We start from the raw sequence: 13,090 nt of genomic DNA, 5'->3' as shown, positions 1-13,090 counted from the left end.
ATCTAATTTGAACCAACATAAACTTTATCAGCAGCGTAAATTTAAAGGTTTTTACCCCCCTGAGAAGATTATTTATTGAATAGAATCACTTAACTAAATGATAAACTTCAATCAAACTTCAAATGAAAAAAATCGTTAATTAAATTTATAAATGCTTGTACACTAGGTGATGAATTTGTACTGCGCTTACTCATATATAAGTTGATTGTTGGAAGGTCCGTATCTAACTTTTTGACAATAATATTTTCATAAGCAATATCTGCAATATAACTCGGTAAAATCGTACACGACTGTGTGATATTGATTGAATTAATGTTGAATAAAATATTACTGGCGCGCTGGATGATTTTTAAGTTGATCTTTTTGTCTTCTGCAAATTTTAAAATCTTATGATGCAAAACTGACGACACTTCCTCAGCCGGAATAATAAAATCTATTTCTTCTAAAGATTTGACTGATATTTTATTTTGATTTGCAAACGGATGCTGATTATTCATCAAGAAAATCAAAGGCTCTTCAAAAATTAACCAACTCGAAATTTCATGGTTATTAATATCTGCCCTAGAAATGGCGATATCAATACGTCCATTATGTAAATCACTGACGATTTGCGTGTCATTTAAGCTCAAAAGTTCAACTTTTAAGTCAGGAAACATCTTTGTGAGTTTCGGAATAATAAAAGGAAAAATTTTCATTTCTGCAACTGGTACAAAACCAATGGTGATTTTTTGCTCTTTGGCTTTTTTGACTTGGCGCGTCATTGCAACTGCTTTATCGGCACTTTCTAAAATGTTTTTGGCATGTTCTAAAAACACAATTCCTTCATCGGTCAGTTCAACTTTACGTTTAGAGCGAATAAATAACTGTACGCCAATAAACTCTTCGAGGTCTTTGATTTGTTGGCTAAGAGAAGGCTGAGCCGTATAAAGTTTTAAGGCCGCTTGGCTAAAATTAAGTTCTTGTGCAACCATGACAAAATATTTTAAATGTCTTAATTCCATTTAAGTCACCTGTGTAGTCCAATCCTTAGGACGTTTTTAATACAATTCCGTTAGCAAGCTAAAATAGTCTTATATTTTGTGGTGAAGTGTTCATTTTTTATTTAAATATCATTTTTTCTCATATTTTACTTCTAAATAGTTCAAAATTTTTAATCAATTGAACTTATGCTAAATTTTTGTGATTTCAAAAGTGCATCTTCTTTAATACTGCTAAATTCATATTAGAAATACATTTTCAAATAAATATTTTGACAATACAGAATCAAAAAAAAGGGATCATGTTGCATCATCCCTTTTTTACTCATCTTTGAATTATTTACGTTTTTTCTTACCACTAAGCAAATCTATGGCTTGGGCATAACGTGTAGGTACAATCCGCTGAATTAAATCAATGATTTTGGCGTCATTGCCGATTAAAACACGACGTTTATTCTGTTTCACTGCATCTAAAATCACTTTTGCTGCAACTTCAGACGGTGTTTTCAGCACTTTATTAAAGGCTTTCGTGGCTCTATCTGGATTCATACCCAACGCGCGAATACTGTCACTCATACGTGCGCTATTTGCAATATTGGTTCGAATTCCACCCGGATGCACGCAGGTAGCGCTCACTCCGACATTTTCCAAGTCTAATTCTTGACGTAAAGATTCTGTAAAACCACGGACTGCAAACTTAGTTGCATTATAGGCACTTTGAGTCGGTTGAGCTGTCAAACCAAATAAGCTGGAAATATTCACAATATGTCCATCGCCACTTTGTCTTAAGTACGGTAAAAATGCTTTTGTCCCATACACCACGCCCCAGAAATTGATATTCATAATCCACTCAATTTCATCATAATGCATACCTTCTACTGTACTGGCTAGCGCGACACCCGCATTATTAAAGATCAAATTGATCTGACCAAATTCAGCTTGGGTTGCAGCCGCCCATTGCTCGACAGCGGCACGATCAGATACATCTAACTGGGTCTGAGTTATTTTCACACCGGTGTGCTTAATCATTTCAGCCGTTTGTGCAAGGCCGTCGAGGTTGCGATCACTTAATGCTAGATGCGCACCTGATTGAGCCAGTTGAATGGCTAATTGCTGTCCAATACCTGAACCTGCTCCAGTAATGGCTGCGACTTTGTTGTTAAAATTTTTCATCGTTATTCCTATACACACTTAATCCAGTTCAGTGATCAAGCCGCATTTTCGTATTATTCATAGCACAAGCTTAACGAGTTCTAATCTATGAATGAAATGATTTTATTTAATTCTAAAATATGAATGCTATACATAGCTATTTAGCGTTATTTCTTCAAATCAAATGAATGTAATTCGCCATGATTAGAGTAAAAATTAAAAGCTTTAATGAGCTTTTTAGCTCATGCTTTTTTACGGATTGTAGCTCCAATTCTTTTAAATCAAACTGCGTTTGATATTTATAAAAGTGATACAAACCCCAAATGTTATAAACAAAGCTCAACATTTATTCTATTTTTCTACACGATCCAGATTCTAGATATTCAAAATCAGTATATAAAATCCACAATATATACTTATTTTTTTGTGAATATAGCCCTTGAAGACAGCAAGGCTGATGCTTTGTAATTTTCCAAGTCTTGTGTATCCACCTTTTGGAAGATCAGGGATGCACATCTCTTACTATGTTTAATAGAGGTTCTAAAATGATAAAAACAACTCTTAGCCTAATCGGTTTGTCACTGGTGTCTAGCTTAGCTTTGGCTGCTGATCCATTGCATGGTACTAAATGGAAAACCATCGATGACCAAACAAAAAAACCTTTATCTGTAGTTCAATTTAACGAAACCTCAAATGGCGTTTTATCTGCAAAAATCGTTGATGTACTCACCCCGGGTGAAGCAGAAAACTGCCAAAAATGTGTTGGTAAATTCCACAATAAACCATTACTCGGTGTACAAATCGTGAATGGTTTGAAAAATACCGGTAAAAATACCTATGACGGCGGTAAAATTACTGACCCGAAAAATGGTAAAACCTATAGCTTCAATGCCAAAATGTCGAATGACGGCAAGACTTTGAATGGTCGTGGTTATATTGGTGTATCTGCGCTTGGACGCAGCCAAACATGGATACGTGTAAACTAATCCTTAGTGTACAAATTCAAAAAGCGGCTCGATTGAGTCGCTTTTTTGTATGAAAACCTAGAATGAAATTATTCGACTATAAAATTAAACCGTATAACGTTTGCTTAGCCCCCATTCGGCTAATATGCGACGATACGTTGTGGATGAGCGATCTGCTTCGAAATGCGCCTCCATACTGATATCCAGTGGCAATTCCTCAGGTTTTTGACTTTCCACCATGTCCTGATCTTCAGCAAAAATTTGTGCATTAAAATCATAGACCGCTTGCAAATCGCCAGTGGTATCAAAATTACGAGTTAAAGGCACAAATAAACGGGTTTTATTATGCGATACAGGACAACAGGCATTTAAGATTTTCAACACCCCATTTTCAGGAAAATCGATGGTTAAAATTGCTGAAAATGGTGGATAGACATCAAATGCTCTTTTCCATAAAAAATCTTCTGGCGCTAAATGTTGTAAGTCATGCGGATAATTACTCACATCACTGAGATATTCTGTATGTAGTCCATAGTCCGTACGTACTGTGGAATATTTTTGTACTTTAGGATTTTCACGGTCTGCAAAGCTCTCATGATGCACCCATGCGAAATGTGCAACATCAATAAAGCCTTCGAGCTGACGCCCACTTGAACCACCAATATCTACATAAGGTGGCAATATCGATTGGTGCTGCTCGGTATCCCACGTGTCTAAATCTGGAAAATTGGCCGTAGATTCGTCTCGGTTAAATAAACTGGTCCACACCAATCCATATTTCAATACAACTGGAAATTTAGTTAATGAAAAACGCTCTGAAATTTGAGTCAGCTCTGGCTGTGCGGGAATTTTTACACACTTTCCTGCGCCGTTATAATGTAAACCATGATATGGACAAATAATGTCTTCACCCTTGACCCAGCCTTTAGTTAATGGCACCCCTCGATGTGGACAAATGTCACGAACCAAATGAATTTTTCCACTTTCAGTTTGATATAACGCCATTTTTACATCGAGTAATTGCACTTGTTGCGGTTCAGTCGAAACATCTTCTACACGTGCAACGGGATACCAATGCTGCGCCAAAATATTCCAGTCGTTAGCATCAAATGTACTGCACTGAGGTTGGGTAAATAAATTGAGTACTGGAATGGCATTCATAGTTCATCTCGACATTTTCAATATTTCTTCAGCATTTAGCATCATCAAAATTTACTAAATCCTTATTTTCTAAGTCGAAATTAAAATCCAAACACATTTCTGTCTATTAGAATGATTTGCATAGATTGTTCTGTTTTGTAGAACATTAAGTGTTGAATACTGCTTGATTTGATAAAGCTGGCATGAATATCGCTTAAAATACATAACATTATGATTCGCTGATCACGCGATAGAGATTGAAGCCTGTATGTCGATTACCTTTTCTAGATTTTCTGAATATTTTATGGCGGTTGCACGCACTGGGAGTCTACGCAAAGCTGCTGAACAACTTTTTATTTCAGTTTCGGCAGTACATCGACAAATCGTTTTGGCAGAGGAAGAACTGGGGGTTGCCCTATTTGAACGATTACCTCAGGGCTTAAAACTGACGCTTGCAGGTGAATTACTGTATGCCGATTTATTAAAATGGCAAAAAGAATATCAACTGACACGAACTCGATTTGATGAAATCCAAGGTTTAAACCGTGGAAACATTGAAATGGGCTTTATTGCGGCTTTGAATGACAGTTTTGTCGTCGACTGCATTCAAAAGATGGCTGAAACTTATCCGTGGATCAACCTCAACATCAACATGAATAGCAGTGATGATATATCCAGAAAAATCGTCGATGCAGAATTAGATTTTGGCATTATCTTAAATCCCAAAAGCCATAGCCAATTAGAGATTTTATCCTTTATAGAAATTCCGTTAGGCTTTGTGATGTCGCCGCATCATACCCTGGGTGGAATGGATAAAATTTATCTTTCAGATACGTTAAATGAACGGCATATTTTACCGAGTGAACCACTCATTATTAGTGAATATGTACAGACTTTATATAAACATCATAAGTTTAGTCCGATTCAAAAGATCGAATGTAATGACATTAGAATGATATTGTCATTGGTTCAGCAACAATTAGGCATCAGTTTGATGTCATACATGGATGCTTTGCCACTGCTTGAGAATAATAAGATTATTTTTAAACCAATCCGTGAAAAAGGCTTACACAGTTTGACCATCGCTTTATGTGTCGCATCCAAGCGCCAAACCTCTCGAATTTCTCAGATCATGATTAATCTTTTGGTGGAAAAAATGGAAGAAATTAAGATCAATTTAAAATCTTTGAACCCCTAAAACCATTATTTAGGCTTTTTTTGTCACTTAATTTTTTGAAAAAAAAATGCCAGTGCGAATAACCCGTACTGGCTGCTGAAAGCTAAAGTTTTATTAGTTTATTTTTTTAATCCAATGGATTACCTACAATATTACTGATAATACCTTTCATAATATGATTGCCTTGTTCCTTACGCAGTTCTGCATACCATTCGCGCGTTACGCTTACATCTTTCATATGGGTTACATCACAACGCTTACGCGCTCGCAGAACCAATTCATTGGCACGTTCATTACGTTTATTTTGATAACGACGCAATGAATCTTGCAACCCTAAAGTATTGATTTGCAAAGAACGGGCTAAATATATTGCGTCTTCCATTGCTTGGCAGCCGCCTTGTCCAATATCCGGCGTTGTGCTGTGTGCTGCATCACCCACAATCACCACACGACCTTTGTAGAAATCTGCAAAAGGTTCAATATCATGAATTTCTACCCGATTGGTTTTTTGGGCATCTACAGCATCAATTAGCTTTTGAACCGGTTCACACCAGCCCTTAAAGTATTCTTTAAATAAAGCCTTATATTGTGTTCGGTCATTTTCTAAGCCTGCTGCTAAAGGGACATCAAAGAAGAAATAGAATCGATTGTCGGCAACGGGCATCAGCGAAACACGTTTACCTTCTCCTACAAATGTCGTCCATTGATCTGCCGCAGCAAATTCTTCTGAAATATCGACTAAACCGTTCCAATTGACATAACCTGCATAGCGGCGCTCAACTTGTTCCCCCAATACATACGCCCGTGTCAATGAATGTGTACCATCGGCGCCAACCAATAAATCAGCCAGAACCTCACTTCCGTCAGCAAAATGTGTGATCACTTGATCATCTTGTTCTGAGAAGCTCACCATTTTTTTGCCTAGATGAATATTCTCACGACCAAATTCATCCATAAGCATATTTTGTAAGTCAGCACGTGAAACGGGATAAGGTCGCTGTCCAACTTCTTCGATTAAAGGAAACAGACTAAACTGCGTCATAACATCGCCCGTTAAGCCATCGATATAGGCTAAATGATCCATCTTGCCACCGAGCTTTTCGACTTGTTCGGTTAGCCCCAAATAGTTCAAACATTTGACACCGTTAGACCATAAAGAAATGGCGGCTCCAACAGGTAAAATTTGTTCTGCCTGTTCATAGATGGTTACTTGGTGTCCAAATTTTTTCAAAGCGATCCCAGTCGTTAGGCCCGCCATACCTGCACCAATAATTGTAATGTCCATCTATAACTCCCCTGTGTTTTTTTAAATATCTTTCTCCTAAAAAGCGAAAAGCATGCCATTTTTTCAAACAAACAATAAAAAATTCTAAAGTTGGCACAGGCTGTGCTTCTAAACACGTGTAAATGCTAGTTTTTATCAAATGTTAAATTTTTAACACTAAAAACAAAATGCATATGTTTTAAATGAAAATAGTGAATGGATTTTATATATGGCGACTTTACTCGCACCAAGTTTTGATATTCCTGCACAATTACAGACACTTACAAATTTAGCAGATGACCGTATTGGTGCAAAAATACTTGAATGTTCAGATGATTTTTTTGCAGAAGCAAAACGCATGCTTCAATTTAATGCACCTATCTTTGTCGAAGATAAATTTGATGAGCATGGCAAATGGATGGATGGTTGGGAAACGCGTCGTAAACGCCATGCAGGTTATGATTGGGCAATTATCCAACTCGGTGTTGCTGGCCGAATTCAAGCCTTAGATATTGATACAACATTCTTTACTGGGAATTATCCAGCTTCCGCATCAGTTGAAGCCTGCTTTGCACCGAGTGGTGAACTAGCACAGGCAGCATGGGTCAATATCTTAGGCAATACCGTATTGGGCCCGAGCCAACACCATATATTGAAGGTCTCAACTGATCAGGTTTTTACCCATGTGCGTTTAAATATATATCCAGACGGCGGTATTGCACGATTTAAAGTCTATGGTGAAGTTCAGGTTCAAATTCAAGACAGTATGAGCACATTAGACCTCGTTGCACTAGAAAATGGTGGACGTGTTATTGCTTATAGTGATGCTCATTTTGGACATCCACGAAACATAATTAACCCTGGTCGCGGCATCAATATGGGAGATGGTTGGGAAACTAAACGTCGCCGTGCACCAGGTTTTGACTGGTGCATTTTGGCTTTGGGCCAATCTGGTGCAATAGAGAAAATTGATATTGATACTGCCCATTTTAAAGGCAACTTCCCTGCGCAGGTTTCCATACAAGCGATTTATGTAGAAGATGCCACTGACCCTCAACTGATTCCGCAAAGTATGTTCTGGCCGTTTTTGCTCGACGCACAAGACATGCAGATGGATCATATTCATAGCTTCGTTAGTGAGATTTTAAAGCATGAAAAAATATCGCATATCCGCATCAATATGATTCCTGACGGGGGGATTAGTCGCATACGGTTATGGGGAAAAATACATCCTTAATTGCAGTGTTAATCAAATAGGAAGCCTTCGTGCTTCCTATGTGTATGGTTTCAATTTTTTTTAATTAAATGCCCTATAAGATATCTAAACATGACACACAGCATAAAAATACAAGCTCTAAGTATTGAAGGCTTTGCGCCTTTTGGTGAGGTTATTTGTACGACTGGACATGATTTTTTCCACATCAATGACGCACATACAGAGCGATATCATGCCCTCGTAGAAACAGAAATTTCAGGTGATGCGGTTGCTGGAATTAGCCTCTTTAGAAATATCAAAACTACTGAGTTGCCTTTTACGATTTCGATGTTGGAGCGTCATCCCAACGGCTCGCAAGCTTTTATTCCAATGCAAGCACAGGCTTTTTTAGTGGTTGTTGCACCTGCGTTAGATGATCACAGTCCCGATCTTACACAGCTATATGCTTTCATTACTGATGGTAGCCAAGGAGTCAATTATCGTGCAGGAACATGGCATCATCCTCTCCTAACACTCGAAGCACCGAGTAGCTTTGCCGTTATCGATCGTATTGGCGCTGGGCATAATTGTGATGTGTTTCAGTTCCCAACGCCTATTCACATTTCAAATTAATGTATTTTTAGCTTAAATACTTACAGTTAAATAGACTAAAAATCACTTAACCATCTGTTAATACATTCTTTATTTAACCTATTGATATAGTTTAATTAAAAAATATCGCAATAAAAAAGCCCTCTACTTCGAGGGCTTTTTTAAACTATAAAGTTTTTATTTTATGAATCATCGTGAGGTTTAAGACTTAAAATCTGCCATGATTAATGTTGCACATCTATCGCCATGCTTGGTTTTTTAACCTGATCTTTGCTCATAGTCACTTCTTTATTTTTAAATAAATTCAGATGATTGAACACAATATTTAAAATAATCGCCATCAAACAAGTCGAACTAATGCCTGAATGAAAGAGTGTTTGCACCCATTTCGGGAAGTTTGCATAGAAAGAATGATCGATAATTGGAATCATTCCTGCTGCAATCGCAGTCGCAACTATGATGAGATTCTTTTGCTCGTTATAGTCAATTTTCGCCAAGGTACGAATACCACTTGCCGCAACTGTTCCAAACAAAACTAAACCTGCACCGCCTAAGACAGGGACTGGAATCGCTGCAATCAGTCGCCCCATAATTGGCAGAACGCCTAATACGACCAAGATCATCCCACCCGCTGCGACAACAAAGCGACTTTTCACGCCTGTAATCGCTACTAAACCGACATTTTGTGCAAAAGCACTTTGCATGAATGAACCGAAGATTGGTGCTGCTGCACTAGATAGCATATCAGCGCGTAAGCCATTGGTAATACGCTCAGCATCTACTTTAGTACCAACAATTTCACCGACAGCAATAATGTCTGCCGTCGTTTCAGTCATAATGACTAAAGTCACGATCAGCATGGCAATAATGGCACTTAACTCAAAAGTTGGCATACCGAAAGCAAAGAAGCTTGGAAATTGAATCCAGTTACCATTTGCAACTTTAGAAAAATCTCCAAAGCCAAAGGCATAAGCGAGCACTGTACCGAAAACGATGGCTAACAAAATAGATAAACGTCGGATGGTTGCATTACGGGTTAAGTTCAGCGCAATCACAATACCCAAAGTCAAAAATGCCAAGCTGATGTTCTCAGCACTTCCCCAGTCTGGTGCTTTATTGTTCCCCCCCATCATCCAGCGTACCGCTACAGGCAGCAATGAAAGACCAATCACAGTGATCACACAGCCAGTCACAATCGGTGGGAAAAAACGAATAATTTTTGAAAAATAAGGTGCTAGGAAAAATCCTATTAGGGATGCAACAATCACCGCGCCATAAACAGCAGAAAGGCCACCGCCTGCGGTTACTATGGCAATCATCGTCGCCACACCTGCAAATGAAACCCCTTGAACTAAGGGTAATTTTGCACCGATATATTTTACACCTACGGTTTGTAGTATGGTCGCCAAGCCACCCACAAAAAGCGCTGCCGCAATCAATAAACCGATTTGCGCAGGTTCAAGTCCCGCGGCTGTACCAATAATCAATGGCGGAGCGATAATACCGCCATACATGGTTAATACATGCTGTAGACCATAGGCAAGGCTTTTCCCTGCGCCTAAATATTCATGTTCTGGTGAAACTGTTTTATCTTGTTCTGCCATTTTTATATCCCTTATTTTTTAACTTTGCTCTTAGCTGCCACGATACGTTGAATATGCAAATGGGCTGATGAGTAATGGAATATGAAAATGCTGTGAGGAATCTTTTACATAAAAATGAATCACAGCTTTTGGAAAAAAGGTTTCTGTATTTAAAGTTTGAAAATATTCAGCTGTCGCAAATTCAAGGCTATAAGCCCCTGCTGTAAAGTCCTTCAGCGCAAAATCATTAACGCGACCATCAGCATTGGTTTGGGCTGAACCTAGCAACTCTCCGTGTGCATTAAATAATTGAATGCTGACGTTCACTGCAGGTTTACCCAGATTGGTATCTAAAATATGTGAGCTAATCATATGCTAAGCTCCTGTTTTAATCTTAATAAGGCAATTTCAGCCAATTGATGATGAACAATTCGTTTTTCGGTTTCAGGATCATTCAATAATCGATATTGCAGCGCCTGCAGTACATCTTCACTACTGAGGCCTGAAGCTTTGATTAAAAAGAGATAACCGTACTTTTTCTCATACGCCATATTGCCTTTGAGCAATGCAAATTGAGTTTCTTCATCTGCTGAAATTTCAGACTGTTCTCGATTAGAAAATTGTTGCTCCAAACTACTTAATTCAGCCTGTGCCTTTTTTTCACCAATCCGTGGATGGTTATCTAGAGCATTTTTGATTTCATCCCAAGTCCAAGCATTTGCAGCTTTTACTGCTTGCTCTGTGATATGCGTGACAGAGGTATAAGGGCGCTGCGCCACAATGTGTTCTGCCCAGCCTTCAATTTGCACACAGTGCTTTAAAAAAGTTTTTACATCTGCTTCGGATGCTTGATTAAATTCAACAAGTTGCACTATAAAATCGCCTAAAATTATTGAATGATTGTTCAAATTTAGTTTTGCAATATCAGTGCCAACCTAGGTCTATGATGTCAGTTACCTAAGTTCAGGCCTAAAAAAAGAGGAGCTAAGCTCCTCTTTATCCAAATATTTTTTTATTAGACTGCATGATGTGTATACCAATGTTCCGCGATATCACCACGGCGACAGATCCAGACTTTTTCATGTGATTGCACATAATCTAAGAATCGTTGTAGTGCTTTAAAACGGCCTGGTCGCCCTAAAATACGACAATGCATCCCAATCGATAACATTTTTGGCGCGCTTTCACCTTCTGCATATAGCACATCAAAAGCATCTTTAAGATATTGATAAAACTGTTCACCACTGTTGAAACCACCCGGTGAACAAAACTTCATATCATTGCTTTCAAGTGTGTAAGGAATAATTAAATGTGGACGGGTTTGACCACTTTCATTCGTCAAATGACTCCAAAAAGGTAAATCATCACCATAGTGATCGCAGTCATATTTGATTTGTGGAAATTCAGCCAATAGCTGACGTGTGTTGGGACTGTCACGCCCTGTGTACCAACCAATAGGCGTCTTTCCAAATAATGCTTCAAGCACACTAATTGCCTGATCCATGTGCTGACGTTCCAACTCTATCGGCATATCCTGATAATGTAACCAGCGTTGACCATGTGAAACGACATCATAATTGGTTTGTTTGATCGCATCGACAATATAAGGATTGCGTGCTAAAGCCATACCAACGCCAAAGACCGTCATGGGTAAATCACGTTTTTTAAATTCTTCATGAATCCGCCAAAAACCGGCTCTGGAGCCATATTCATACATCGAGTCCATCGACATATGTTTGGCAGGAAAACTGGCCGCTCCAATAATATCGGATAAGAATTGTTCTGATCCTGCATCCCCATGTTCGATGTGGTTTTCTCCACCTTCTTCATAGTTCAACACGAACTGCACTGCGATACGTGCCTGATTAGGCCATACGACTTGAGGTACATCGCCATGATATCCAATTAGGTCTCTGGAATAATCCTGTTGTTGGATCTGGTCAATTAAGTCTTGTCCACGTAAGTAGCCTGTAGTCACTTCAACTTCCTAATTTGTTATATCAAACAGTAAAAAAATTAGGTAGAAGCAAGCAAATTATGCGCCAATGTCATAGATGGCTAAATAGCTTTTCATATCAGAGACCATTGCCTTTTTTTAAAATATTGAATGGTTGCCCTGAATCATCTGCAATGATTGAAATTTGCCAAATTTCATCTATTTCTGGAAAATTCTGATGCAGTTGATCAATGAAATAGTAATAACCCGGTGTATTTTCGGCAATATAAATGATTGTATTTGAACACAATATATAGAGCTGAATCTCATCAATGGTTCCAAGATCTTGGCGTACGACATCTATACTTTGAATATTTTTCCATAATATAGTTTTAGTGCTTATTTCAGGCCCAGTTGTAGTGTAAGTGAAACCATCATTAAAATATTCAAAATCACCTTTCTCCTGTCTTACACTCTCAAATTCATTTGTTTTATTTTTTATATCTTGTTTTAAATCAATAGAATCTACAAACCAAATATGAGGATGATAAATTATTGCATTCCAAATAATAAAAATACAAAGTGTAATAAACCATATATTAGCTGTAATTACTATTGTAAGCACTGCCAATATAAATAAGATAAAACCCAAATTTAGGTTTAAAAATAGTAGATTTGAAGTACTTATTGGTAACCGTACTTTCATTGGTAACTGCTTGAACAAAATATCATCATCATTCAATTTTTCGTTATATTTAAAGTAAAAACAAATTGCCAGTATTAAAAATGATATTAAGCCAATGAATGTAAAATGTTTTTTCCATATTTACCAATTAGATAAAAAATATATAAAAATGACCATAAATATTGAAATTGAACAATACATCGTAAGTAAGGAATTCAAAAAAATATGCATTCTCATTGTTTGTTTAATCTAGTAATTTTTTAATGGTATAGCTATAAAGCCTCTTTCATAAATCAAAAAACGAACAGTCTCTTGCTGATTATTTGTACCGAAGAATTTTAAATATTCATGCATAATCTGCGGATGAAATATATCGATTCAAAGAAGCTTTCTGAAACACAGTT

General features: G+C 37.6%; 13 protein-coding genes. 4 read left to right on the top strand and 9 right to left on the bottom strand.

Going from position 1 to position 13,090, the window contains the following annotated elements:
• Window positions 1-107: 107 nt before the first annotated feature.
• Together hcaR and FTU22_RS08275 are read right to left on the bottom strand one after the other, a co-directional pair.
• Window positions 108-1,001 (bottom strand): DNA-binding transcriptional regulator HcaR, encoded by an 894-nt coding sequence (gene hcaR, locus FTU22_RS08280; RefSeq protein ID WP_180093881.1) that lies wholly within the window; start codon window positions 999-1,001, stop codon window positions 108-110.
• Between the two features lie 312 nt (window positions 1,002-1,313).
• Window positions 1,314-2,150, bottom strand: a complete 837-nt coding sequence (locus FTU22_RS08275; protein WP_180093880.1) for an SDR family oxidoreductase — start codon at window positions 2,148-2,150, stop codon at window positions 1,314-1,316.
• Window positions 2,151-2,674: 524 nt separating this feature from the next.
• On the opposite strand from FTU22_RS08275, the gene FTU22_RS08270 reads away from it, so the two are divergent.
• Entirely contained in the window at window positions 2,675-3,115 is a 441-nt protein-coding gene (locus FTU22_RS08270; protein ID WP_078190743.1) for a DUF2147 domain-containing protein, read from the top strand.
• Window positions 3,116-3,199: 84 nt separating this feature from the next.
• On the opposite strand, the gene FTU22_RS08265 is transcribed toward FTU22_RS08270, so the two are convergent.
• Window positions 3,200-4,255: an aromatic ring-hydroxylating dioxygenase subunit alpha gene (locus tag FTU22_RS08265; RefSeq protein ID WP_180079086.1), complete on the bottom strand. Its 1,056-nt coding sequence runs from the start codon at window positions 4,253-4,255 to the stop codon at window positions 3,200-3,202.
• A 247-nt stretch (window positions 4,256-4,502) separates the two neighbouring features.
• Here FTU22_RS08265 and FTU22_RS08260 point away from each other — a divergent pair, with 247 nt between their 5' ends.
• Window positions 4,503-5,432, top strand: coding sequence for a LysR family transcriptional regulator (locus FTU22_RS08260; protein ID WP_180079085.1), 930 nt, complete (start codon window positions 4,503-4,505; stop codon window positions 5,430-5,432).
• A gap of 106 nt (window positions 5,433-5,538) precedes the next feature.
• Here FTU22_RS08260 and hpxO read toward each other — a convergent pair whose 3' ends face one another.
• Window positions 5,539-6,696 (bottom strand): FAD-dependent urate hydroxylase HpxO, encoded by a 1,158-nt coding sequence (hpxO, locus tag FTU22_RS08255; RefSeq protein WP_180079084.1) that lies wholly within the window; start codon window positions 6,694-6,696, stop codon window positions 5,539-5,541.
• Window positions 6,697-6,904: 208 nt separating this feature from the next.
• Between hpxO and alc the strand changes: the two genes are divergently transcribed.
• The gene (alc, locus tag FTU22_RS08250) at window positions 6,905-7,912 is read left to right on the top strand and encodes an allantoicase (protein WP_180079083.1); all 1,008 of its coding nucleotides are present in this window, start codon (window positions 6,905-6,907) and stop codon (window positions 7,910-7,912) included.
• 90 nt (window positions 7,913-8,002) lie between these two features.
• Complete coding sequence (locus FTU22_RS08245; protein ID WP_180035231.1) at window positions 8,003-8,503, top strand: ureidoglycolate lyase; 501 nt, start codon at window positions 8,003-8,005, stop codon at window positions 8,501-8,503.
• A gap of 203 nt (window positions 8,504-8,706) precedes the next feature.
• On the opposite strand, the gene FTU22_RS08240 is transcribed toward FTU22_RS08245, so the two are convergent.
• The 5 genes from FTU22_RS08240 to FTU22_RS08220 form a co-directional block, all read right to left on the bottom strand.
• On the bottom strand, window positions 8,707-10,086 hold the full coding sequence (locus tag FTU22_RS08240; RefSeq protein WP_180079082.1) for a nucleobase:cation symporter-2 family protein: 1,380 nt from the start codon (window positions 10,084-10,086) through the stop codon (window positions 8,707-8,709).
• Window positions 10,087-10,116: 30 nt separating this feature from the next.
• Window positions 10,117-10,437 (bottom strand): hydroxyisourate hydrolase, encoded by a 321-nt coding sequence (gene uraH / locus FTU22_RS08235; protein ID WP_180059856.1) that lies wholly within the window; start codon window positions 10,435-10,437, stop codon window positions 10,117-10,119.
• A complete protein-coding gene (gene uraD, locus FTU22_RS08230) occupies window positions 10,434-10,937 on the bottom strand; it encodes a 2-oxo-4-hydroxy-4-carboxy-5-ureidoimidazoline decarboxylase (RefSeq protein WP_180093879.1) in 504 nt (167 codons plus the stop codon). The genes uraH and uraD overlap by 4 nt, the downstream gene beginning before the upstream one ends.
• A gap of 143 nt (window positions 10,938-11,080) precedes the next feature.
• Window positions 11,081-12,043: an allantoinase PuuE gene (puuE, locus tag FTU22_RS08225; RefSeq protein WP_180093878.1), complete on the bottom strand. Its 963-nt coding sequence runs from the start codon at window positions 12,041-12,043 to the stop codon at window positions 11,081-11,083.
• Window positions 12,044-12,140: 97 nt separating this feature from the next.
• Window positions 12,141-12,707: a hypothetical protein gene (locus tag FTU22_RS08220; RefSeq protein ID WP_180093877.1), complete on the bottom strand. Its 567-nt coding sequence runs from the start codon at window positions 12,705-12,707 to the stop codon at window positions 12,141-12,143.
• Between the last annotated feature and the right edge of the window lie 383 nt (window positions 12,708-13,090).

It is taken from the genome of Acinetobacter sp. YH12076 (assembly GCF_013419525.1).
Lineage (GTDB): Bacteria > Pseudomonadota > Gammaproteobacteria > Pseudomonadales > Moraxellaceae > Acinetobacter > Acinetobacter amyesii.
Note: the sequence above shows the minus strand (reverse complement) of the source record. Positions and strands in the feature narration are given on the sequence as shown.